Below are 22,572 nucleotides of genomic sequence, written 5' to 3' on the forward strand. Positions count from 1 at the left end.
ATGTCTTTTTTAGATAGAAATGAAAGTATTCTCTCAAAGTATAACAAAGCTTTGGTGCTAATCTTTGTTGTTCTTTTTTTTGTGGAAAATGTAACCAGATATAAGCATATTCTGTTCTATTTGATGATAGCCACATCTTTGGTTTATCTGTCTTTAGATACAAAAAAAGTGCTAAAAAGATTAAATAATAAACTTTTATATTTAGTTGTTGTTTTTTCTATTTTTCTTTATATATCAATATCTTATTCAAACATATTAAGTGTATCTATTAAAACTATTAACAATAATTTATTGAATTATGGAATACTAAGTTTATCACTTTTATTGCCAATTATTTTATATAGAGAAAGCCTAAAAGAGATTTCAAAACTATTATTAACGAGTTTTACTGTATCGTTAGCCTTAGTTTTACTTGTTGAGTTATGCCGCTACTATATAGCCTATCAGCAGGGTATTTTACCGTTTACTACTTATGATTTTAGGCATGTTTCGGATGCGTTAGTTTTCTTCTTTCCAATACTTCCTATTCTTTGGTATTTATTGCCTAAATCTAAACTTATTTATTTCTATATTTTAAGTATTGTATTTCTGTTTGTTTTACTTGGAACGTTAGCTCGAGGGGCATGGGTTGCAGTCGCAGTCGCGGGGTTATTATTTTTGTGTTTTAAACGTCCTTGGAAGCTAATTGGGGTTGTATTATGCCTTTCGGTAATTTCACTTATTTCAATTAAACTAATTTATCCCGATACAAGTAAAAAACTGTTTTATAAGCTAGAGCAGACAGATAGCACTCACCGTTATACTAATGGAACCCAAGGAACCGCTTTTGAGCTTATACTGGAAAATCCAGTTATCGGTTATGGTTTTGGCGATAAAATCTATCATGAAAAGTACAATAGTGTTGTAAAAAATCATCCGGAATGGACATTTAAGCGATCTATTGGGCCCCATAATATTTGGCTTTATATTTGGTTTGGTGCGGGTATTGCAGGGTTAGCGATATTTAGTGCGGTATTTTTGTCAATGTGCTATTCCTCAATGCAAGGGATAAAAAATAGGTCTGATGAACCGGAAATTTACTTTGCTTTCATTGCATTGCTGTTAAGCCTTATTAGTTTTTATCTCGTTCGTGGGATGTTTGAACAAGTGGACCTTAAGCCTTTAGGTATTCTTTTAGGTTTTTTAATCGCCATGATGGGACATAGTTCAACTAAGCAGAAAAGAGTGTGCCATGAATAACCTGATAACAAATAAATACCTACTAAATGAGGGGGCTAATACGAGTAATTCCTCATTACCATGTCTTGATGTTATTTATGGTTCGGATGAAAACTATCAGTTTGGTGCTGGTGTTTCAGCGGTCTCTTTACTTATTAATAACCCAAATACGCTCTTCAGATTTCATTATTTTTTAGATAAAGTCAGCCCTAGCTTTTTAGATAAGCTGAAGGTTATTTCTCATCAGTTTCCAGCTGAATTTCATATTTATGAATTGGATAATCAATTACTAAAAACATTGCCAGCTTCTGATATTTGGTCTTCAGCAATGTATTTTCGGTTAGTTGCTTTAGATTATCTCTCGAAAGATTATGATGTTGCTCTATATTTGGATGCGGATGTTATCTGTAATGGCCAATTGAATTTGGCGGCTGATTTAATTAAAGATAAAGTTTGTGGTGTTATTGCCGATGACATCGGTGTAAGAACAAAAAGTGAGATACGGCTTCACACTCCAAAGTTAGCTGAGACCTATTTTAACTCGGGTGTTATGTTTGTGAACTTAAAAAAATGGCACGAAAAACGAGTTACTCAGCAATGTTTCGAATTGTTATCTGCAGAAAATGCGAAACAACGGTTTAAGTACCCAGATCAAGATGTGTTAAACCTTATTTTAAGGAATGACCTGATATTACTTAATCAGAAATTTAATACGGTTTATACACTAAAAAATGAACTGTATGACCGAACTCATCAAAAATATCAAACCATTATTACACCTGAAACAGTTTTAATTCATTACACGGGGGTGAGTAAGCCTTGGCATAAATGGGCGAACTATCCTTCTTCTCAGCCTTTTTATAAAGCATTAGCACAATCACCTTGGACAAAGGATGATTTAAAGTGTGCCACTAAATTTGCTGAAAGGAAAAAAGAGTACAAGCACTTATTAAAGCAAGGCTCTTATTTATCAGGTATTTTGTCAGGCATATATTACTTGTTTGAAAAACATACAAAAAAAAGAAAATAATATGATGATTAATAAGATTGTCTTAACAGTTTCACCTATATTTTCTATACCTCCTAAAAGTGCGGCTGCAATTGAATCGTGGATGTACAATGTCGCTAAACGATTAGACATTGAAAACCGAATCGTTTGTATACGAAATGATGGATATAGCGCTCATTCTGTTGTTAATGAGTATTGTGAAATTGAGCGTATTAAGTTTGGAAAAGTGTATACAAGACTATTTAAGAAATGGACAAGGTTAGACCCATATTCTTATGCAGATAGAATTGTCAAAATTAAACATCAATTTTCGCCAAACCCGAATAAAAGTGTTATTTTTGTTCACAATCATATTAAATCCTTCAAAAAAATAATTAAGAAAGAAGGACATAATAATGTTGTGTTACACATGCATAATTTGTACGAGCCTAAAGATGTCCCTGAAGACATAAAAATCATTGTGCCAAGCCATTTTATGAAAAATTGGTACAGAGAACGTTTACCAAATGCGCTTATTGAAGTTGTTCGTAATGGGTTTGATGGTGAAATTTATGCTCAGCCACCTGAGGTCAAGCGTGAGGATTTTGGGCTAACAGCAGAAGATAAAATAGTTTTATTCGCTGGCCGGATCGCTAGAGATAAAGGATTACTTGAATTAATGCAGGCGTGCGAGACTTTCTTTAAAGAAGACCCTCGTTATAAGCTCGTCATTGTAGGTGACCCAAATGCTGCATTAAAAGGTGAACTAGCGCAATATCAAGACGAAGTAAAAGATTATGCAAAAAATTTGGGTGAGCAGTGCATTTTCTTAGGTGGTGTTCATCCTGAAAAAATTCGGCACTATTATTCTCTTGCGGATGTGATTGCTGTACCTTCCATCGCTCCAGAGCCATTTTGTATGGTTGCATTAGAGGCGATGGCTTCGGGTCGCCCTGTGATAGCGAGCCAGCGAGGAGCAATGGTAGAGTTTATTTCCCATAATGAAACTGGGTTTATTTTCAGGGAGCCACTTTCGCCTTTGAGTATGGCGGAGGATATTACTAGCGCGTTAAATCACCCAAATAGTCAAGAAATAGCTTACCATGCTAAAAAACATGCTTATGATAATTTCACTTGGGAAATTGTCAAAGATGAGCTCATGGGGGTAATTGCGAAATGGTATCCTTAAGCGAAAAATGCGAGTTTATATATGCCAGAACTACCAGAAGTTGAGACCAGTCGTCGTGGAATAGAGCCACATTTAGTCGGTAATACAATCTCTTACGCCATTGTACGTAACGGTCGTTTACGTTGGCCAGTTAGTGAACAAATTAAAAGTTTATCAGATGAAGCGGTTTTGAGTGTTCAACGTCGCGCTAAGTATTTGCTGATTGAGCTACAAAAAGGCTGGATTATTGTTCACTTGGGAATGTCTGGTAGTGTGCGTATTCTGACCGAAGAATTGCCTGAAGAAAAACATGACCACGTGGATTTAGTCATGCGAGATGGCAAGGTATTGCGCTATACGGATCCTCGCCGGTTTGGCGCTTGGCTCTGGTGTGATGATTTAGAAAACAGTTCGGTACTTGCACACTTAGGGCCTGAGCCATTATCAGACGCCTTTAACCCGCAATATCTTTATGAATTAGCGCAAAAGAAAAAAGTGGCAATTAAGCCATGGTTAATGGATAACAAAGTCGTTGTTGGTGTAGGCAATATTTATGCTAACGAAGCATTATTTGCAACAAAAATATCACCTGAAAAAATCACAAATACCTTAACGTTAGCTGAAATTACTGAACTAGTGTTGCAGATCAAAAAGGTGTTACAGCGCTCTATTGAACAAGGCGGTACGACACTGAAAGATTTTTTACAGTCGGATGGTAAACCGGGTTACTTTGCCCAAGAATTGTTTGTCTATGGAAAAAAAGGTGAACCCTGCTCAATGTGTGGTACGCCAATCGAAAGCATTAAACAGGGGCAACGTAGCACCTTCTTTTGTCCGCAATGTCAAAAATAGCGAAACCTTGCTATTTTTTATTGAGTTTCTTTAGCATTGCCTCAGCAACCACTGGGGGTAGGAAAGACGAAATATCACCATCGTGAAGTGCAACATCCTTGATTAAAGATGAGGAAACAAAGGATAAACTCTGCGATGGTAATAAAAATACGGTTTCCAAGTCAGGAACAAAATGGCGGTTCATATTCGCTAATTGCCACTCATATTCGAAATCAGCCACAGAACGAACGCCCCGAATAAGAATATTTGCGCCATTTTTTTGCGCAAAATTAGCCATAAGCTCAGAAAACCCAACAACTTCAACATTATCAAGGTGAGAAGTTACTTCTTTAGCAAGGGCTACGCGCTCATCAAGGGAAAACATCGGGTTTTTTCGTTGGCTATTAGCAATAGCCAACAGGACATGGTCAAACATTGCTGCTGCTCGGGTAACAATATCAACATGTCCTGATGTTACTGGGTCGAACGTACCAGGGTAAATAGCCTTGTGTATCATGATGATAGTATCTCGTTGTTTGTATTATCTATTCGAAAAAATAGCATGAATAAGCGTTAACATTATCGGCTATCTAGTAGGGTTGCAACTGTAGATGAGATTTTACTGCTATTTTTAGGTGCATATTCTACACACTTTTATTTGAGCTTTATGGTAAGATAGCGCCAATTTTGGTAAGTGAATCAGATCGAATGTTATTGCTGCGTCTATATCAGGTACTTCTTTATCTTATCCAACCATTTATATGGGTTCGCCTATTGCTGCGCAGCCGTAAAGCGCCTGCCTATCGTAAACGCTGGGGTGAACGATATGGTTTTTGTGCGGGAAAAGTAAAACCTCAAGGTATTTTATTACATTCAGTTTCTGTCGGGGAAACCCTCGCAGCCGTTCCACTAGTCCGCGCACTTCGCCATCATTATCCGTCTTTGCCAATTACAGTAACCACGATGACACCAACGGGCTCAGAGCGTGTTCTTTCTGCATTTGGTGATGATGTCGACCACGTTTATTTACCTTATGACCTTCCTGGCTCAATGCACCGCTTCCTGAAACAAGTCGACCCAAAACTTGTGATCATAATGGAAACTGAGCTATGGCCAAATATGATTAACCAATTGCATAAACGTAAAATTCCATTGGTTATTGCAAATGCAAGACTTTCTGAGCGCTCTGCTGCAGGGTATCAAAAGCTAGGCAGCTTTGTGAAACGAATGCTTCGTAATGTCACCATGGTCGCAGCACAGCATCAGGAAGATGGTGAACGTTTCGTTCAATTAGGGTTGCGGCGAATGCAATTGAGTGTCACGGGGAGCCTGAAGTTTGATATCTCTGTGACGCCTGAATTAGCTGTCAGGGCAATAACTTTACGCCGACAATGGGCGGCGCATCGCCCAGTCTGGATAGCGACCAGCACTCACGAGGGTGAAGAAGCGATTGTCTTAGAAACACATCAAAAATTATTATCTCGTTTTCCTGATTTATTGTTAATTTTAGTCCCTCGTCACCCAGAACGCTTTGCCAAAGCAGAAGAACTAACTCAAAAAGCCGGTTTAACCTTTATTCGTCGCAGTGCGAATACGATTCCTTCCGCAGAGGTTCAAGTGGTGATTGGTGATACCATGGGTGAACTGATGCTGTTATATGGAATTGCAGACATTGCTTTTGTCGGGGGAAGCTTGGTAGAAACTGGAGGGCATAACCCGCTCGAAGCGGCAGCTCATGCGCTACCTGTGTTAATGGGGCCTCACACATTTAATTTCAAAGATATTTGTGGAAAACTAACTCAAGCAGATGGCTTAATTACGGTGACAGACAGTGAATCAATGGCTCAAGCCGTGACAAGTTTACTTTCTGATGAAGATTACCGGTTATATTATGGGCGCCATGCCGCTGAGGTTCTTCATGAGAACCAAGGCGCTCTTCAACGATTATTAAAACTGTTACAACCCTATTTACCCCCGAGAGAGCAATAAAGCTAAGTAATGTCTTTTTTTGAGTATTAACTTGAACATTACAGCAATGAATTGCGAATATTTTATGGCACATCCTAGTATTGCATTTAAACTATAGTAGACTGCCTCGTTTATTATAGAGTCATTCGATTTGGTTTATTACTATTAGGGTAGTATCCAAATGGAATGTTGGAACTTTTGCTTATCTTTTTAAGACTATATGCCAGCCACTAATCAATCAATTTCAAATAAATATGTTTATTTATGGGTCATAAGCTATGCCATAGTTTGGATCTTAGCGAGTTTTTATTTCGACCCAACCGTACCTTATGACACAGTAGAAGCAGTGAACTGGGGAATGAATGGGGAGTGGGGATCACCTAAAAACCCATGGTTTGTTGGCGTCATGATGTGGCCTGCAATTTACCTTGATATCTCCTACAGCTTTTATTGGTATTTTAGCCATTTTGTCGGTATTGCATTTGGTTTACTTGGGGTGTGGAAGCTAACCTTTCGTTTGACTGGGCGTCGTGATTTCGCTTGGTTTGCAATGCTAATGTTGAATTTATCTGGTGTCATTAATTTCGATATCATTCCTTATAATGATAACTATATTTTAGTGACATTATGGCCTTGGGTTATCTATTTCTTTTTACGTGCTGTTGATGATAACCCTGCATGGTGGTTACCGTTTGCCTTATTTGCGGGTCTTGCAACTATGGGTAAATACTCAACCTTGGCGCTAGTTGGGTCTGTTTTCTTATTGACCCTATTCGTAAAACAAGCTCGTCAAAGTTATCGTCATCCTGTTTTTTACCTTGCGATTGCTTTATGGTTTGCTTTGGTATTGCCAAATTTCTTTTGGTTGATGGCAACGGACTTTTCGGCTTTTAAATGGGTAGATTCACAAATCGACCCTGGGTTTAATCTTCATACCACACAAGCCGCACTTAGCGTGTTTTATCCGTTAGTGATTGCTGCGATTATTGTTTATTGCAGTGGCGGAAAGTTAGGGTGGCCTAAAGCGTTGCCTAACCGCATGGCTAACTTTATCCTTCTTTTTCCACTGGTTGTGATATACGGCTGGTTCTCTTTCCACGATGGTGGTCGAATAACTGAATGGTTGCAGCCATTTATGGCTATTAGTGCGCCTTTATTTGTTGGCTCAATAACCGTGATGCCAAGAAAACCGTTTAAGAAGTCATTGGTTGGTTTTGCCATTTTTGGTGTTTTAGTCGTGGTTGGTTATATCACGGTTCAGGCAGCGAATATCCGTGGAGCAGGGCAAAAATTTATTGGTGTAAAAACCTTGATAGCAGACGGGGAACAACGTTGGTACCAGCGATATGGCACGCCAGTTAAATATGTTGGTGGAGAAGATAACCAATATCAATGGTTTATTATTTATGGCAAGGATAGACCGCATGTGATCCAACCCTGGTCAATGGAAAAACATATGCCGCCAAATGTGTACAACCGTGATATTACTGAAGCCGAAATTCGTCAACATGGTGCATTATTGCTGGGCAAGAAATATGATGATTGCGCCCATGAAAACTTTGCCAAGGTACGTAAGTTCTGGCCACAATTTACGATAGAAAAAGAAGATGTGATTTATCGTTCTGAACCGGATGCCGCCCCTGAAACCATGTGCTTTGGGTTTATTGCACCAGAGAAATAATTACTAGTTGAGAATAGAGCCTTTTTAAAGGCCTATTCTTACAAGTTAGACTTATTTATCGAATTAATTTTAGTGATATAGCTAAACGCATAAGACGATTGTATTTTGAACCATTATTAAATAGTTTAAATACATTCCGCCATTTCATATACCCTAAGTAATTTAATTGGAAAATATTTGGGTACTTACTTACACAGGTTAAAAATACACCTTGGTCATCATCAATAATACCTGAAGATAAAAACTTCTTTTGTGTCTCAAAGACAATTCTACAAAATTCAGGCCATTTTTCTTTACTAGCGACTAAAACACCGCCGATTATATGTGGGTCATTACTTAATATTGTTTTTAAGATTGACTGTTCATCAGTGAGGTTTGAAGTATCTTGTATAGTAAATAAGTGAATCTTATTTTCACTGAATGGGTGGTACCATTCATTAATTCCATAAATATTTTCATTATTTCGGATATAACCAAAATCAACCCAAGCAGCGAGAGCATTATCAACTAAACCTAGGTCAATGGCCTTTTTGACAAAATAAGGTTTTAGATTATTAATTAAAACATATTCAGGTGACCAATATTCAGGGAATCGTAATAATTTTGGGTCGATTAGTTGTTTAAATGTACCACTGCTTTGAATTCGTTCTATTTTTTTGATAATAAATTTGAATTTTTTATGGAGATCAATCGTAATGATATGAGTTGTTTTACCTTTTCTCATTGAAAGGATTTTTTCTTGTAAATCCGATGTTGTAAAAACAACAATCGTGTTTTCAAGCTTTGCTAATCTACTGAAATACTTATAGTAGGTATTATTTGTGCACTCTAATGAGTTAGATCGGCCATTTTTTCTATTCCAATTTCCTCTACCGATGTCAAAAAATGCCGTTATGATTGTAATTGAATTATTCATTATAATTAATGTCTGGTATTGAGTAGACGAAAAAAGATTGCCTACGTAAATGATGCGGTAAAAGACTAAAAGGCTTGAGTAGCTAAGATACCTTTCTATAGAAAATGTTTCAACTGTTCATAAGTGTAGATAGCACTTATATCCTCAATATGGTTATTCGGAGATTTAATCGTATGTTGCCCTTGCCCATATCCCCCAATCAAGCCGGGGTCGGTGGGGCCAAACAGGGTAAAATTAGGTTTATCAAGTGCCGCTGTTAAATGGCTAAGCCCAGTATCGACAGAAACCACCGCTTTAGCGTTTGCAATTTGCTGTGCAACTTCAGCTAACGTGAGTTTAGGTAAGACCTCAACAAAATCAAAGCCTTTTGCTAATCGTTCTGCACGTTGCTGCTCATGAGGTGCTCCCCAGGGCAATTTGATTTTGATACCACTTTCAGCCATCAGTCCAATAAGTTCTCGCCAATTTTCTTCAGGCCAATGTTTGTCATCACGGGTAGTTGAATGCAAAAAAATGACATAAGGGCTTTGATGCTCTTCTGCAGACTGCAAAAAGTGTCGAGCAATCGCGTAATCGCCTTGTTGTGTTGGGCAGGTGTAACCAAGACTTTTGGCAAATAACTGGCGAATACGTTCAACGGCGTGTTGTTGCTTGCTGATTGCGTAACGATGGTCATAAAAGAAGCTGGCTAATGGTTCGCGAATACTATGGCGGTCATAGCCATGTTTATCACCATGCGCTAAGCGGGTGACAAGAAAAGCGCTCTTTAATAACCCTTGTGCATCAATGACAGCATCATAATGTGTTGCTTGTAATTTCTTGCGAAATTCGGCACGTTCGGCTCTGATCGGCGCAGAAAACCAATTTTTTCGCCAGCGGCGAATGGCCACAGGGATCACCTGGTTAACGGCACTGTGCCATGTTGGAATTTGCGCGAAGCCTTCCTCAACGACCCAATCGAATTGAATACCCGATATGGCTTGCTGTGCATCGGTCAGTGCAGGTAATGAGTGTAGAACATCTCCCATTGAAGATGTCTTGACTAATAATACTCTCATCATTCAATACCTATATTTAACCGAGCTAACGCATCGATAACTAATTGAGGTTGGATATCAATCAAACTTTGGTGATAACCACTTTCACCGTCACCTTTACGCACTTTGTGATACCCCGTAATTAGGCGAATGACTTCTGCTTTATCTGATAATGGCGGGGTAAAATCAGGGCTACTTGGGCCATACAAGGCGACAAGAGGTTTACCTAGCGCTGCCGCGACATGCATCAAACCAGAGTCATTACTGACAACTGCATTACAGGCATCGATTAGATTAACGGCTTGTTCTAAAGATGTTTTACCTGAAAAATTATGGCAATGTAATTTCGCATCATCGGCCAGCTCTAGACGAATGGCTTCACCTGCCTCGTGGTCTTTTTGTGAACCAAATAGCAGTACTTGATAGCCTTTTTGGCTAATCAGTGTTTGAGCAAGAGAGGCGTAGTGATAATGGGGCCAACGTTTGGCGGGGCCGAACTCTGCGCCAGGGCAAAAACCAATAATAGGGCGAGAACCATCAACCCCAAAGGTTTGCAGGGTTTCAGTAACTTCTTGCGGCACCGTCACTAGTTTAGGCGGTAAAATGGGTGTCGGAATATCGGAAGCTGATTTAATAGTTTGCTTATCATAAGCAAGAGCAACATATCTTTGCACCATTAAAGGAAAAGCTTCTTTATTTAGTGGACGAATATCATTGAGTAGGCCATAGCGCATTTCTCCACGCCACCCTGTTCTTTTGGGGATGTTTGCAAAGAAAGGCACAAATGCAGACTTTAAGGAATTTGGTAACACAATAGCTTGATCATAGCCATTTACCCGCAAACTCTTACCTAATCGACGACGTTCCCCAATTTCCAAAGCACCATGTCCGAGAGGCATAGGAATGGCTTCGTTAACCTCGGGCATTTTGGCGAGTAAAGGACGACACCATTGTGGTGCCATCACATCAATCTGTGCATGGGGATGCAACGCCTTGATCGTACGATAAAGGCTTTGTGACATCATCATATCCCCTACCCATGAAGGGCCGATCACCAATATTTTCATAAATAATTTTTCAGAAATAAGCGTTACGCGTCTTTATTGAGCAAATGCATATATTCGGTGACACCTTCTGCAACCGTTTTAAATGGTGCGGTATAACCGGCGGCACGTAGCTTAGTGAGGTCAGCTTGTGTGAAGCTTTGGTAGCGACCTTTTAATTTTTCAGGGAATTCAATGTATTCGATAGCCACATTTTTATCTTTGTGGAATTCAGTGACTGCATCAGCAACAGCTTGGAAAGATTCCGCACGTCCTGTTCCGCAGTTAAAAATACCTGAAACATTATTTTCCCAGAACCATAAGTTTACCGCAGCCACATCACCCACATAAATAAAGTCACGGCGGAAAGTATCGCTCCCCTCGAACAGTTTTGGACTTTGCCCTTCATTGATTTGTTTATTTAAGTGATAAGCAACGCTTGCCATGCTGCCTTTATGGTCTTCATTCGGCCCATAGACATTGAAATAGCGGAAACCACAGATTTGTGAGTTAGCTTCAGGCAGGATTTCACGCACATATTGGTCAAATTGGAATTTCGAATAACCATAGACATTTAATGGTTTTTCAAATTGGCGTTCTTCAATAAAATTATCGCTACGACCACCATAGGTTGCTGCGGAAGAAGCGTACAAGAATGGGATTTCGCGATCCAAACAATAGTGCAGTAACTCTTTCGAATACTGATAGTTATTGTCCATCATATACTTGCCATCCCACTCCGTGGTTGACGAGCAAGCACCTTCATGGAATACCGCATCGACATCGCCGAAATCATCACCCGCAATGATACTGCCAATAAAATCTTCTTTATCTGCATAATCCGCAATATCAAGGTCAACAAGGTTAGCGAATTTAGTCCCGTCTTTCAGATTATCAACGACTAGGATATCTGTACGGCCGATTGCATTTAGGGCTTTAATAATATTGCTGCCAATAAAACCAGCTCCGCCAGTGACTATGATCATTGGGTATACCTCAAATGGGTTAAGAAAATAGGATCGTAATTGGTGACTATAATAACATCTCTTGGCGCTGACGGTAGCATTGATAGAAGAGAATTGAGCTAACACTTAAATGAGAACAAGGGAAATATCGTGATCTTGGCTACAAACTTAACTTATTTATGCTGTGAATATCGCTACGTGTAGAGACTATTATTAAACTCAATTAATAGTCACTTTACAGGAAGAAATCATGTCAGAAAGATTTTATCAGCAGATTCAAGAGCAATTGGTACAAATTGAAGCCGACGGGTTATTTAAAAACGAACGCATTATTACGACTTCACAAGATGCTGACATTGAAATTGCAGGTGGCCAGCGAGTTATTAATTTCTGTGCTAACAATTATCTTGGTCTTGCAAACCACCCCGAACTCATCGAGGCCGCTAAACAAGGAATGGATAGCCATGGTTTTGGGATGGCTTCTGTGCGCTTTATTTGTGGAACGCAAGACAGCCATAAAGTGCTAGAAAGCAAAATTGCTGACTTTCTTGGGATGGAAGATGCCATTCTCTACTCATCCTGTTTTGATGCAAATGGTGGGCTGTTTGAAACCTTATTAGGACCGGAAGATGCCATTATTTCAGATGCATTAAATCATGCATCAATTATTGATGGGGTTAGGTTAAGTAAGGCTAAACGCTACCGTTACAGCAATAACAATATGGTGGAATTAAAAGCACGTTTAGAGGAAGCCAAAACAGCAGGGGCTCGCCATATTTTGATTGCCACAGATGGTGTGTTCTCGATGGATGGTGTTATCGCGGATTTAAAATCCATTTGTGACCTTGCCGACGAATACCAAGCATTGGTGATGGTGGATGATTCACATGCTGTTGGTTTTGTTGGGGAAAATGGCCGTGGTAGCCATGAGTATTGCGATGTAATGGGGCGTATCGATATTATCACGGGGACATTAGGTAAAGCCCTCGGCGGTGCATCCGGTGGTTATACGGCAGCGAAAAAAGAGGTCGTTGAATGGCTGCGTCAGCGTTCTCGCCCTTATTTATTTTCGAACTCACTCGCTCCTGCAATTGTAGCCGCATCTATCAAAGTGATCGATATGATGAAAGAAGGTCATTCATTACGTGAGAAGTTATGGCGTAATGCTGTGTTATTTAGGGAAAAAATGACAGCAGCGGGTTTCACCTTGGCTGGAGCAGACCATGCCATCATCCCAGTCATGTTAGGTGAAGCTAAACTTGCCCAAATTTTTGCAGAAGAGTTACTTGATGAAGGTATTTATGTCACGGGCTTTTTCTATCCTGTTGTACCGCAAGGTCTGGCACGTATTCGCACTCAGATGTCTGCAGCGCATAGTGAGGAGGATATTTTACACGCTGTTGATGCATTCACCCGCATTGGTAGAAAATTAAAAATAATCAAATAAAAGGTCTTTTATGAAAGCACTGTCCAAACTGAAAGCTGAACCAGGTATATGGATGACGGATGTTCCGAAACCGGAACTCGGGCACAATGATGTGATGATCAAAATTCGTAAAACTGCGATTTGTGGTACGGATGTACATATCTATAACTGGGATGAATGGTCACAAAAAACTATTCCTGTTCCAATGGTTGTCGGTCATGAGTATATAGGGGAAATTGTTGCAATTGGGCAGGAAGTCAAAGGCTTTAAAATTGGTGACCGAGTGTCAGGGGAAGGGCATATTACTTGTGGCCATTGTCGGAATTGTCGCGGCGGGCGTACCCATCTTTGCCGCAATACGATTGGAGTAGGGGTTAACCGAGAAGGGTGTTTTGCTGAATATTTGGTGATCCCCGCATTTAATGCTTTTAAAATTCCCGATAACATTCCTGATGAAATAGCGGCGATTTTTGACCCATTTGGTAACGCAGTTCATACGGCACTTTCCTTTGATTTAGTGGGGGAAGATGTGCTGGTTTCCGGCGCTGGGCCTATTGGCATCATGGCAGCCGCAGTGTGCCGACATGTGGGAGCACGACATGTTGTTATCACGGATGTGAATGATTATCGACTTGAACTCGCGAAAAAAATGGGGGTTTCCCGTGCCGTGAACGTCAGTCGTGAAAATTTAAAAGACGTGATGAACGAATTGGGAATGAAAGAAGGTTTTGATGTTGCATTAGAAGTTTCTGGTGCTCCAGCCGCTTTTCAGACCATGTTAGACACCATGAACCACGGTGGCAGAATCGCCCTATTAGGGATTCCTCCTGCCTCAATGGCAACGGATTGGAGCCAAGTGATCTTTAAAGGGTTATTTATTAAAGGGATCTACGGCCGAGAAATGTTCGAAACATGGTACAAAATGGCGACACTCATTCAATCTGGTTTAGATTTATCACCAATTATCACTCATCAATTCCCCATTGATGAGTTCCAAAAAGGCTTTGATATCATGCGTTCAGGCCAATCTGGTAAAGTGATTTTAAACTGGGATTAAATTTTTATCATATCCAGTCCCCTTCTTGGCTTTTGCACTAAGAAGGGGGAATACAAATGGCTTACTGCTGTTGCTTGAAAAGCGGGCGTTTTTGCGCTTTATCGCCCGAAACCAGCAGGGGTTGTAAAGCCTTATCGTTATAAATACTCTCAACAACAAACATAATAAAATCAATTCCCTGTCGCTTAGAGGTTGGTAATGTAAACTCACATATACCGAGCTCTTGCGGAATAATCACATTTTCTGGTTGGCTAACGGTCTCAGGTTGCCCAATAACAGCTTCTTCGGTTGGCGCTGTTTTTATTTCATTTTGCATTGGTTGTTCGGACTGAGGCTGTGCCTTCTTCGCTTCTTCAGATAACATTCTTAATGATGTTGGTTGTTTAGTTTTAGATTGAGGGCTCAGCAGAGTACTAACGGCAACTAATTCAACATCAGCAGGAAGTTGGGCAAGGTATTTTTGCAAGGCTCGAACGGTAGATGGGTGCGGATGGCCAATGGCAACCGCACTGCCGTGTTTACGCGCGTAAGCAACGGCTTTATTCAACTGAGTGCGGGTTTCTTCTTCCGATTGGTGGTTATCAATAAAAATATGGCGACGTAACGTGGGAACGCTGTACTCTTTGGCAGCATTACCTGCTTGAGTATTGCCAATAGTCACGCTATCGAGGAAAAACAAGTTTGACTTTGACAGGCTGTGCATCACATGGCGCATTCCTGCCAAGTTAGACGTCATCTCACTTCCCATATGGTTATTCATACCTTTTGCATAGGGAACCCGGCTTATCGCATTTTTAATAATACGGTCAATTTCCTCTGCACTCATCGATGGGGCCAATGTGTCTTTCTCTAATGGTTGCTTGCTCAATGGTTTCATTGGCATGTGAATGAGAATATCACGTCCTTGCTGATGTGCTTTTTCTGCGACTTCACGGCCATGAGGTGAGCTTGGCAAAATGGCAATAGTCACCGCTGGGGATAAGGCTAAAATTTGGTTATCTTCCTTGACGCGATATCCGAAATCGTCAATCACAATCGCTAATTTTGCAGCACTCACCGGTAGACACATCATCAATAATGAGAAGAGAATGAGTGGCCGAAAGGGAAAGTGCTTCAACATAATGTTATCCTAATTAATTGAATTTAAAATTTATCGTCCTAACCATGGACGAGGGTTCACGGTTTTACCTTGTCTGCGAATTTCAAAATAGAGGGCAGGACGTTCTTGGCCGCCACTGCTACCCACTAAGGCGATAGGTTGGCCCGCTCTAACCTCTTGGCCAACATTCACTAAGGCACTTTGGTTATAACCATACAGGCTCATATCCCCTTTACCGTGTTCAACGACGACAACGAGCCCATAGCCTTGCAACCAGTCAGCCAGTAACACACGCCCATCAGCGATGGCTTTGACTTGCGTTCCTTCATTAGCGGCGATAACCATGCCTTTCCAACGCAGTTCGCTGGAAATGACATCACCGTAGTTATGAAGCAATGAGCCGCGAACTGGCCAAATAGCTTGCCCAGCAGGGCGCCCTAAACCGCCAGTACGGGACATCAGAGAACGTTCACTCTCTGACGGTTTATAGGTTGAGCCTTTTTGTTTGGCTTGGCGCTCTTTTTCAGCGACTTGTGCGCGAATACGTGCGGCTTCTTTGGCCTCTCGCTCTGCTCTGGCCTTAGCTTCACGTTCGGCGCGAGCAATTTTGTCGCGTAATCTCGCTTCGTTTTGTTTTAGAACAGCAAGATTTTTTTGGTCTTCTTTTAATGTACTTTCAAGGGCATTTAAGGTTTTTTGCCGTGAAGCACGTGCATTATCCAACTTTCGTTTTTCTTGTTGCTGGCGAGCCAGCGTTGTTTTTTGTTCGGCTTGTTTTTTTTGTTCGAGTTGTTTTTGTTCTTGTAGCTCTTTAGTGGTTTCTTCTAATGCGGCAATGTTTTTTTCACGCGCTTGATTTAAATAGCTGTAATAGGCCAAAATACGTTCTTCTCGCTGGCCTTCTTCACCTTTGAACATGAGGGTTAACCCTTGGTGTTTACCTAACCGGAAGGCAGCGTCTAGTTGGTCAGCTAATAATTTTTCTTGTTGTTGTTTTTTGGTTTGTAGCTGCTTGATATTGCTATTTAAGGAAACAATTTCTTTATCTAATTGTTTTAGCTGATTTTGAGTTTCATGCAGGCTACGCCCTGCGGCGGAAATGCTTTGCTCTTGTTGTTTAAGTTGTTCAAGCAGTGCTGAGCGCTTGGCTTGTTGTTCTTTTACGCTTTTTTCTTTTTCAGCAATACTTTTGAGTAAATCATGTAATTGCCCTTTATTTTCAGTGATCTGGTTGGCAAACACAGTTTGTGTTGGGGCGAGCGCAAGCAACCCTAACCCAAAGAGAGCGCTAATAGCCTGACGAATAAATGAAATTTTCATTCGATGATGTGTATTGGCCATCGTGATAAATCACCTCAATTAAATGCAATAACTGATTATTTCATCTGCAAGTGATGGTTTCCAGCACTGTCTAACAAATAGTATTGAAAACATTTATAAATTCGGACTTTTGCCCTGAATCAGAACTATATTAAGTCAAATAACACAGTTTTATTATCACTGATTTATTTTGTATAGCCAGTATTCAATACTTTTTTCTTATTCACTGCCTATTTGAAGCACGATTTAGACCTGTTTCGCACGTTTATGATAAAATATTTGCGTACCGCTTCGAAACAGAAAAGCGATTTTTCACTGAACGGTGTTAATTTTGCGTGCCTTGGCGCAAAAAAAATAAGCTAGTTTGCGGGAATTGGCTGTAATTAGCTCAACACAAAGGTATACTCAGAACCCTTTGATATTCGTTTTTAACTAACGGGAGTGATTGCCCCCCATGATCCAAGAAATCATGCAATTTGTAAGCCGGAACATGTTATTGAGTCTGGTTTGGATAGCGCTATTAGTTGCTGTGGTTGTTATGACCTTTAAAGGCCTTTTCTCTAAAACGAAAGTGATTGCTCGTTCACAAGCGATTACACTGATTAATAAAGAAGAGGCGGTTGTTGTCGATTTACGTTCTCGCGATGATTTCCGTAAAGGGCACATTATTGATTCTATTAACTTAACACCGTCTGAAATTAAAGAGAATAATTTAGGTGAATTAGAAAAACACAAACAGAAACCAGTGATTATCGTTTCTGCGAGTGGTATGGAATCAGGTAAACCTGCTGAACAGCTGGCACAACACGGTTTTGAAAAAGTCTTTGTCCTGAAAGAAGGGATCTCTGGCTGGGCAGGTGAAAACCTTCCGCTAGCTCGTGGTAAGAAGTAGTTATCCAGCATGTATTTGCTCCCAAGTTATATTCGCAGTATGTGACTTGGGTAGCGCAATGCAGCGAACACCCCTGTAGCTCAAAGAATGACAGGGAAAATTCATATGGAAGTTAAAGGTACATAAACTATGTCAGAACAAAACAACTCAGAAATGGTTTTTCAAATTCAACGCATTTATGCAAAAGACGTTTCATTTGAAGCACCTAATGCACCACACATCTTTCAACACGAGTGGCAGCCAGAAATTAAATTAGATTTAGATACTTCTTCAACTCAGCTGTCTGAAGGTGTTTATGAAGTTGTTTTACGCGTCACAACGACTGCAACTTTAGGTGAAGAAACCGCTTTCCTGTGTGAAGTCCAGCAAGCGGGTGTTTTCTCTATCGAAGGTATTGAAGGTACTCAAATGGCACATTGCTTAGGTGCATATTGCCCGAACATCCTGTTCCCATATGCACGTGAAGCAATCACTAGCTTAGTGGGCCGTGGTACATTCCCACAATTGAACTTAGCGCCAGTTAACTTTGATGCACTGTTCATGAACTATTTACAGCAGCAACAAGGTGAACAAGCGCAGAACTCAGAAGCTCAATAGGACGCTTAATGAATACTGCTTCAATGACAGTGATCGGTGCCGGCTCGTACGGCACCGCTTTAGCCATTACGCTTGCACGTAATGCACATCAGGTTGTGTTATGGGGCCATGACCCAAAACACATTCATCAATTAGAACAAGATCGCAGCAATCAGGCGTTTTTGCCTGGCGTTTCTTTTCCTGATAGTTTATCTCTCGAAACGGACTTAAAACGCGCCGTTGAGGCGAGCCCCAATATCTTGATTGTGGTACCGAGCCATGTTTTTGGTGATGTACTAAAGCAAATCCAGCCATACTTACGCGCAGACTCCCGTATTATTTGGGCGACTAAAGGCTTAGAAAGGGATACTGGCCGTTTGTTACAAGAAGTGGCACGTGAGGTATTAGGTAATGAAATTCCTCTGGCTGTGTTATCAGGTCCAACGTTTGCAAAAGAGCTCGCCGCAGGTTTACCAACAGCAATTTCTGTTGCTGCAAGCGATAGCCAATTTGGTGATGACTTACAAAAGTTATTCCATTGCGGCAAGAGCTTTCGCGTCTATAAGAACCCGGATATGGTTGGGGTGCAACTGGGCGGTGCAGTAAAAAACGTGATTGCTATTGGTGCCGGTATTTCTGATGGCATGGGCTTTGGTGCGAATGCACGTACTGCATTGATTACCCGCGGTTTAGCTGAAATGAGCCGTTTAGGTGCAGCTTTGGGAGCAGACCCTGCAACTTTTATGGGTATGGCAGGCTTAGGTGACCTTGTGTTAACGTGTACAGATAACCAATCCCGTAACCGCCGTTTTGGCATGATGCTAGGTGATGGCGTTAGCGTTGAAGATGCAGAAAAAGAGATTGGCCAAGTCGTTGAAGGCTATCGCAATACCAAGGAAGTTCGCGCACTGGCTGAGCGGGCAGGTGTTGAAATGCCAATTACTGAGCAAATTTATCAAATCCTTTACCGCCATAAAAATGTGTTAGAGGCGGCGCAAGCACTACTAGGGCGTGCGACGAAAGATGAAATTGCAGATATGCCAAAGCTGCATGATTAATAAAAATAGATAGGTGAGTGATTATGTCGCGTGAAGAACTGGATAGAATTTGGGGTTTCATTAAAGATGAAGCGAAGTCTCTTGCAGACTGCGAACCACTCCTCGCCAGCTTTTTTAACGCGACATTGTTAAAGCACGACAATTTAGGCAGTGCGCTCAGCTATATGCTAGCCAATAAACTGAGCTCGCCGATTATGCCAGCGCTTGAAGTGCGTGAAATTGTTGAAGAAGCTTATCGCAATGACGAAGGCATGATTTTCTCTGCAGCAATGGACTTAGCCGCGGTTCGCCTACGTGACCCCGCCGTTGATAAATATTCCACTCCATTATTGTATTTGAAAGGTTTCCACGCCTTGCAAGCCTATCGCATCGGTAATTGGCTGTGGAAAGAAGGCCGCCAAGCGCTGGCGGTTTACCTGCAAAATCAAATTTCTGTATCATTTGGGGTCGATATCCACCCAGCCGCCCGTATTGGTTGTGGCATCATGCTTGACCACGCAACTGGCATCGTGATTGGGGAAACTGCAATTGTGGAAAATGATGTATCAATCCTACAATCCGTCACACTCGGTGGTACTGGGAAAACCTGTGGTGACCGCCACCCGAAAGTGAGGGAAGGGGTGATGATTGGCGCAGGGGCAAAAATACTCGGTAATATTGAAATTGGCCGCGGCGCAAAAATTGGTGCAGGTTCAGTCGTGCTTCATCCAGTTCCACCGCATACCACAGTGGCAGGGGTTCCAGCACGTATTGTCGGTAAACCAACCAGCGATAAACCGTCCTTAGAAATGGATCAAAACTTTAATGGCAGTATTTGGGGTTTTGAAGATGGGGATGGAATTTGAGTTGTGAGGGTTCTAGTTCGATCGTTTTCATTTTTGATTTCCTTCATTTGTATATAAATCGACCAAAAATTTGCTTTAACCTCAATGAAGTTATACAATGTTTATACATTGAGAAACTAATATACTCAAAAATAAGTATGGGGTAAGAGAAATGAGCGTTGCTATAAAAAAATGGGGAAATAGCCAAGGCATTGTTATCCCATCAGCTATCTTAAAACAATTAGGTATTGAGGTTGGTCAACGTCTTGATATTTCTGTTAATAACGGTAATTTGGTTCTTTCTCCCAAAAAGAAGATAAGGATGTTTTCTGAAGCTTATTTGCTTGACAATATGAATGAATATAATAGTCATTCAGATGAACTTGCTCAAATTAATGATATGGAAATTGGTGAATGAGTAAAAGTTACATACCAAGGCGAAATGATATTATTTGGTTAGATTTTGACCCAACGAAAGGAAAAGAAATAGGAAAATATCGGCCTGCACTCGTTTTATCCAGTGTGGAATATAATAAAAAATCAGGCTTGGTAATTTGTTGTCCTATTAGCACAAGCATTAGAGGGCACATAACAGAAGTAGGGATAAATAATCTTGATACTCCGTGTGTTGCTGCGGCAAACCTTATTCAAACACTATCTTGGAAAGATAGAAGTATGAAGTTTGGAGTAGTTGCTGATGAGGGGGTTCTTGATAGTGTGCTCGCAAGGTTGATCCCATTAATTGGTGGAGAGCATTTTTTTATTGATTCAAACTAAAGGAACTCAAACTGAGCTCCTTTTATAGTCTAGTCCTTTAGCAGCGCCCCTGAATACCCCAATTGCCTCCATGCTTCAAACACAACCACTGCCACAGAGTTGGATAAATTCATACTGCGGCTGTCTGCCAACATAGGAATACGAATTTTCTGCTCCATTGGCATGTTATCTAGCACATAAGGCGGTAAGCCGCGAGTTTCAGGGCCAAACATCAAATAGTCATTTTGTTGGTAGCTGACATTGCTGTGGCTTGGTTTACCTTTAGTGGTTAAGGCAAACACGCGAGCCCCACTTTCAGATTGGTTATTATCCGGGTTTAGCCCTTCACTTTTTAAAAAAGTAAAATAATCATGGTGGTGCTTGATATCGGCAAATTCGCTATAGTCTAAACCCGCACGGCGTAGGCGTTTATCATCCCATGTAAACCCAAGAGGGTGAATAAGATGCAAATCAAAGCCAGTATTGGCACAAAGACGAATGATATTGCCAGTATTTGGCGGTATTTCCGGTTCGAATAAAACAATGTGTGGCATAACGTTAAGCTGATATTTTTGATAAGAAATGATGAGAAGAGTTTACGCGCAAATGGCTTTGTTTTCATGTGGAACTTTTATTTGTACCGTAAAAATTATTTGTACCCCTGAAAACAAAAAACGAGCCATAAAGGCTCGTCTCTGAAATAACTCGTTGAGGCTAGCTGTTATAACCATTAGGGTTCATGGACTGCCAACGCCAGCTATCATTCACCATATCTTGAATTGAATACTGTGCCTTCCAGTTTAAATCTTTCAATGCTTTTTCTGGGCTAGACCAGCATTCCGCAATATCACCGGGGCGTCTTGCTACAATCTCATATTTAATTGGTTTACCTGCCGCTTTTTCAAAAGCAGTAATAATTTCCAGCACACTTGTGCCAGTTCCTGTACCAAGATTGTAAACATGTAATCCTGCTTGTTGGCTAACTTTATTCAGTGCGGCAATATGGCCATCTGCTAAATCCATCACGTGAATATAGTCACGCACACCAGTACCATCCGGTGTTGGGTAATCATTACCAAATACCATGACTTGTGGGCGGCGGCCTACAGCGACTTGTGAAACAAACGGTGCCAAATTATTTGGAATACCTTGCGGGTCTTCCCCCATGGTTCCGGATGGGTGTGCGCCAACAGGGTTAAAGTAACGCAGCAATGTCAGTGACCAATCATCTTCCGCAGTATATAAATCCGAAAGGATACGCTCAACCATATACTTACTGGTTCCATATGGGTTGGTGGTTCCACCGACTTTGGAATTTTCTGTTAATGGTACTTCTTCAGGGTCGCCATATACGGTTGCCGATGAACTAAAAATCAGGCTTTTAACACCAGCTTTTTTCATGCTTTCCACTAATACCAGTGTGCCATTGACGTTAACATCATAGTATTCAATCGGTTTCTGTACTGACTCACCAACGGCTTTTAACCCAGCAAAGTGAATGACGGAATGAATTTGATGATTAGCAAAAATAGATTCTAAAATTTGGCCATCACGCACATCACCTTGGTAAAAGACCGGCTTAACACCTGTGATAGCTTCAATACGGTTAAGCACTTCAAGGTTAGCATTATGCAAGTTATCTAAAATAACCGGCTGCATCCCTTGCTGGATCATCTGTACACAGGTATGGCTACCAATGTAGCCAAGACCACCAGTAACGAGAACGTGTTGATTATTCATCTCAATATT

General features: G+C 40.9%; 23 protein-coding genes. 14 read left to right on the forward strand and 9 right to left on the reverse strand.

Annotated features, from left to right (window positions below):
- The 4 genes from rfaL to mutM are packed head-to-tail and all read left to right on the forward strand — an operon-like array spanning window position 1 to window position 4,226.
- Window positions 1–1,239, forward strand: a complete 1,239-nt coding sequence (rfaL, locus tag PR683_RS16690) for an O-antigen ligase RfaL (RefSeq protein WP_166185063.1) — start codon at window positions 1–3, stop codon at window positions 1,237–1,239.
- Window positions 1,232–2,248 carry a glycosyltransferase family 8 protein gene (locus PR683_RS16695; protein WP_164456225.1) on the forward strand — a complete coding sequence of 339 codons (1,017 nt, stop codon included), beginning with the start codon at window positions 1,232–1,234 and terminating at the stop codon, window positions 2,246–2,248. Before rfaL ends, PR683_RS16695 begins: the two co-directional genes overlap by 8 nt.
- The gene (locus PR683_RS16700; RefSeq protein ID WP_226617159.1) at window positions 2,220–3,395 is read left to right on the forward strand and encodes a glycosyltransferase; all 1,176 of its coding nucleotides are present in this window, start codon (window positions 2,220–2,222) and stop codon (window positions 3,393–3,395) included. Before PR683_RS16695 ends, PR683_RS16700 begins: the two co-directional genes overlap by 29 nt.
- 21 nt (window positions 3,396–3,416) lie before the next feature.
- Window positions 3,417–4,226, forward strand: coding sequence for a bifunctional DNA-formamidopyrimidine glycosylase/DNA-(apurinic or apyrimidinic site) lyase (gene mutM / locus PR683_RS16705; RefSeq protein WP_004906918.1), 810 nt, complete (start codon window positions 3,417–3,419; stop codon window positions 4,224–4,226).
- Window positions 4,227–4,236: 10 nt separating this feature from the next.
- Here mutM and coaD read toward each other — a convergent pair whose 3' ends face one another.
- A complete protein-coding gene (coaD, locus tag PR683_RS16710) occupies window positions 4,237–4,722 on the reverse strand; it encodes a pantetheine-phosphate adenylyltransferase (RefSeq protein ID WP_004906920.1) in 486 nt (161 codons plus the stop codon).
- 191 nt (window positions 4,723–4,913) lie between these two features.
- On the opposite strand from coaD, the gene waaA reads away from it, so the two are divergent.
- Complete coding sequence (waaA, locus tag PR683_RS16715) at window positions 4,914–6,194, forward strand: lipid IV(A) 3-deoxy-D-manno-octulosonic acid transferase (RefSeq protein ID WP_004906923.1); 1,281 nt, start codon at window positions 4,914–4,916, stop codon at window positions 6,192–6,194.
- A gap of 199 nt (window positions 6,195–6,393) precedes the next feature.
- A complete protein-coding gene (locus PR683_RS16720) occupies window positions 6,394–7,854 on the forward strand; it encodes a glycosyltransferase family 39 protein (protein ID WP_117162982.1) in 1,461 nt (486 codons plus the stop codon).
- Window positions 7,855–7,909: 55 nt separating this feature from the next.
- On the opposite strand, the gene PR683_RS16725 is transcribed toward PR683_RS16720, so the two are convergent.
- From PR683_RS16725 to rfaD, 4 genes are all read right to left on the reverse strand, one after another.
- Window positions 7,910–8,770, reverse strand: a complete 861-nt coding sequence (locus PR683_RS16725) for a WlaTC/HtrL family glycosyltransferase (RefSeq protein ID WP_115168204.1) — start codon at window positions 8,768–8,770, stop codon at window positions 7,910–7,912.
- Between the two features lie 95 nt (window positions 8,771–8,865).
- The gene (rfaC, locus tag PR683_RS16730) at window positions 8,866–9,828 is read right to left on the reverse strand and encodes a lipopolysaccharide heptosyltransferase RfaC (RefSeq protein WP_109912523.1); all 963 of its coding nucleotides are present in this window, start codon (window positions 9,826–9,828) and stop codon (window positions 8,866–8,868) included.
- The gene (rfaF, locus tag PR683_RS16735) at window positions 9,828–10,874 is read right to left on the reverse strand and encodes an ADP-heptose--LPS heptosyltransferase RfaF (RefSeq protein ID WP_109912522.1); all 1,047 of its coding nucleotides are present in this window, start codon (window positions 10,872–10,874) and stop codon (window positions 9,828–9,830) included. Before rfaF ends, rfaC begins: the two co-directional genes overlap by 1 nt.
- Window positions 10,875–10,897: 23 nt before the next feature.
- Window positions 10,898–11,836 (reverse strand): ADP-glyceromanno-heptose 6-epimerase, encoded by a 939-nt coding sequence (gene rfaD / locus PR683_RS16740; RefSeq protein ID WP_004906933.1) that lies wholly within the window; start codon window positions 11,834–11,836, stop codon window positions 10,898–10,900.
- Between the two features lie 229 nt (window positions 11,837–12,065).
- On the opposite strand from rfaD, the gene PR683_RS16745 reads away from it, so the two are divergent.
- Together PR683_RS16745 and tdh are read left to right on the forward strand one after the other, a co-directional pair.
- Entirely contained in the window at window positions 12,066–13,262 is a 1,197-nt protein-coding gene (locus PR683_RS16745; protein ID WP_123382704.1) for a glycine C-acetyltransferase, read from the forward strand.
- A gap of 10 nt (window positions 13,263–13,272) precedes the next feature.
- Window positions 13,273–14,298, forward strand: coding sequence for an L-threonine 3-dehydrogenase (gene tdh / locus PR683_RS16750; protein ID WP_004906937.1), 1,026 nt, complete (start codon window positions 13,273–13,275; stop codon window positions 14,296–14,298).
- Window positions 14,299–14,359: 61 nt separating this feature from the next.
- On the opposite strand, the gene PR683_RS16755 is transcribed toward tdh, so the two are convergent.
- Together PR683_RS16755 and envC are read right to left on the reverse strand one after the other, a co-directional pair.
- Window positions 14,360–15,418, reverse strand: coding sequence for a divergent polysaccharide deacetylase family protein (locus PR683_RS16755; RefSeq protein WP_004906939.1), 1,059 nt, complete (start codon window positions 15,416–15,418; stop codon window positions 14,360–14,362).
- Between the two features lie 30 nt (window positions 15,419–15,448).
- A complete protein-coding gene (gene envC, locus PR683_RS16760) occupies window positions 15,449–16,738 on the reverse strand; it encodes a murein hydrolase activator EnvC (protein WP_115168198.1) in 1,290 nt (429 codons plus the stop codon).
- Between the two features lie 433 nt (window positions 16,739–17,171).
- On the opposite strand from envC, the gene PR683_RS16765 reads away from it, so the two are divergent.
- The 6 genes from PR683_RS16765 (at window position 17,172) to PR683_RS16790 (ending at window position 20,844) form a co-directional block, all read left to right on the forward strand.
- On the forward strand, window positions 17,172–17,609 hold the full coding sequence (locus PR683_RS16765; RefSeq protein WP_004265159.1) for a rhodanese-like domain-containing protein: 438 nt from the start codon (window positions 17,172–17,174) through the stop codon (window positions 17,607–17,609).
- Between the two features lie 129 nt (window positions 17,610–17,738).
- The gene (gene secB, locus PR683_RS16770; protein WP_272581904.1) at window positions 17,739–18,206 is read left to right on the forward strand and encodes a protein-export chaperone SecB; all 468 of its coding nucleotides are present in this window, start codon (window positions 17,739–17,741) and stop codon (window positions 18,204–18,206) included.
- A gap of 8 nt (window positions 18,207–18,214) precedes the next feature.
- Window positions 18,215–19,243, forward strand: coding sequence for an NAD(P)H-dependent glycerol-3-phosphate dehydrogenase (gene gpsA / locus PR683_RS16775; protein WP_004265161.1), 1,029 nt, complete (start codon window positions 18,215–18,217; stop codon window positions 19,241–19,243).
- Window positions 19,244–19,266: 23 nt separating this feature from the next.
- Window positions 19,267–20,088: a serine O-acetyltransferase gene (gene cysE / locus PR683_RS16780; protein WP_004906950.1), complete on the forward strand. Its 822-nt coding sequence runs from the start codon at window positions 19,267–19,269 to the stop codon at window positions 20,086–20,088.
- A gap of 151 nt (window positions 20,089–20,239) precedes the next feature.
- Window positions 20,240–20,485: an AbrB/MazE/SpoVT family DNA-binding domain-containing protein gene (locus PR683_RS16785; protein ID WP_004906951.1), complete on the forward strand. Its 246-nt coding sequence runs from the start codon at window positions 20,240–20,242 to the stop codon at window positions 20,483–20,485.
- Complete coding sequence (locus PR683_RS16790; RefSeq protein ID WP_004906953.1) at window positions 20,482–20,844, forward strand: type II toxin-antitoxin system PemK/MazF family toxin; 363 nt, start codon at window positions 20,482–20,484, stop codon at window positions 20,842–20,844. The genes PR683_RS16785 and PR683_RS16790 overlap by 4 nt, the downstream gene beginning before the upstream one ends.
- Window positions 20,845–20,873: 29 nt before the next feature.
- On the opposite strand, the gene trmL is transcribed toward PR683_RS16790, so the two are convergent.
- Window positions 20,874–21,377, reverse strand: a complete 504-nt coding sequence (gene trmL, locus PR683_RS16795) for a tRNA (uridine(34)/cytosine(34)/5-carboxymethylaminomethyluridine(34)-2'-O)-methyltransferase TrmL (RefSeq protein WP_109912518.1) — start codon at window positions 21,375–21,377, stop codon at window positions 20,874–20,876.
- Between the two features lie 160 nt (window positions 21,378–21,537).
- On the reverse strand, window positions 21,538–22,563 hold the full coding sequence (gene galE / locus PR683_RS16800) for a UDP-glucose 4-epimerase GalE (RefSeq protein WP_210782371.1): 1,026 nt from the start codon (window positions 22,561–22,563) through the stop codon (window positions 21,538–21,540).
- Window positions 22,564–22,572 lie beyond the last annotated feature (9 nt).

The sequence above is a fragment of the Providencia sp. PROV269 genome (genome assembly GCF_028477785.1).
Classification (GTDB): Bacteria; Pseudomonadota; Gammaproteobacteria; order Enterobacterales; family Enterobacteriaceae; genus Providencia; species Providencia rettgeri.

Bases quoted from the DNA above. Each gene is read 5' to 3' on its own strand.
- rfaL (WP_166185063.1), top strand. From the start codon at position 1: ATGTCTTTTTTAGATAGAAATGAAAGTATTCTCTCAAAGTATAACAAA.
- PR683_RS16695 (WP_164456225.1), top strand. From the start codon at position 1,232: ATGAATAACCTGATAACAAATAAATACCTACTAAATGAGGGGGCTAAT.
- mutM (WP_004906918.1), top strand. From the start codon at position 3,417: ATGCCAGAACTACCAGAAGTTGAGACCAGTCGTCGTGGAATAGAGCCA.
- coaD (WP_004906920.1), bottom strand. From the start codon at position 4,722: ATGATACACAAGGCTATTTACCCTGGTACGTTCGACCCAGTAACATCA.
- waaA (WP_004906923.1), top strand. From the start codon at position 4,914: ATGTTATTGCTGCGTCTATATCAGGTACTTCTTTATCTTATCCAACCA.
- PR683_RS16720 (WP_117162982.1), top strand. From the start codon at position 6,394: ATGCCAGCCACTAATCAATCAATTTCAAATAAATATGTTTATTTATGG.
- PR683_RS16725 (WP_115168204.1), bottom strand. From the start codon at position 8,770: ATGAATAATTCAATTACAATCATAACGGCATTTTTTGACATCGGTAGA.
- rfaC (WP_109912523.1), bottom strand. From the start codon at position 9,828: ATGAGAGTATTATTAGTCAAGACATCTTCAATGGGAGATGTTCTACAC.
- rfaF (WP_109912522.1), bottom strand. From the start codon at position 10,874: ATGAAAATATTGGTGATCGGCCCTTCATGGGTAGGGGATATGATGATG.
- rfaD (WP_004906933.1), bottom strand. From the start codon at position 11,836: ATGATCATAGTCACTGGCGGAGCTGGTTTTATTGGCAGCAATATTATT.
- PR683_RS16745 (WP_123382704.1), top strand. From the start codon at position 12,066: ATGTCAGAAAGATTTTATCAGCAGATTCAAGAGCAATTGGTACAAATT.
- tdh (WP_004906937.1), top strand. From the start codon at position 13,273: ATGAAAGCACTGTCCAAACTGAAAGCTGAACCAGGTATATGGATGACG.
- PR683_RS16755 (WP_004906939.1), bottom strand. From the start codon at position 15,418: ATGTTGAAGCACTTTCCCTTTCGGCCACTCATTCTCTTCTCATTATTG.
- envC (WP_115168198.1), bottom strand. From the start codon at position 16,738: ATGGCCAATACACATCATCGAATGAAAATTTCATTTATTCGTCAGGCT.
- PR683_RS16765 (WP_004265159.1), top strand. From the start codon at position 17,172: ATGATCCAAGAAATCATGCAATTTGTAAGCCGGAACATGTTATTGAGT.
- secB (WP_272581904.1), top strand. From the start codon at position 17,739: ATGTCAGAACAAAACAACTCAGAAATGGTTTTTCAAATTCAACGCATT.
- gpsA (WP_004265161.1), top strand. From the start codon at position 18,215: ATGAATACTGCTTCAATGACAGTGATCGGTGCCGGCTCGTACGGCACC.
- cysE (WP_004906950.1), top strand. From the start codon at position 19,267: ATGTCGCGTGAAGAACTGGATAGAATTTGGGGTTTCATTAAAGATGAA.
- PR683_RS16785 (WP_004906951.1), top strand. From the start codon at position 20,240: ATGAGCGTTGCTATAAAAAAATGGGGAAATAGCCAAGGCATTGTTATC.
- PR683_RS16790 (WP_004906953.1), top strand. From the start codon at position 20,482: ATGAGTAAAAGTTACATACCAAGGCGAAATGATATTATTTGGTTAGAT.
- trmL (WP_109912518.1), bottom strand. From the start codon at position 21,377: ATGCCACACATTGTTTTATTCGAACCGGAAATACCGCCAAATACTGGC.
- galE (WP_210782371.1), bottom strand. From the start codon at position 22,563: ATGAATAATCAACACGTTCTCGTTACTGGTGGTCTTGGCTACATTGGT.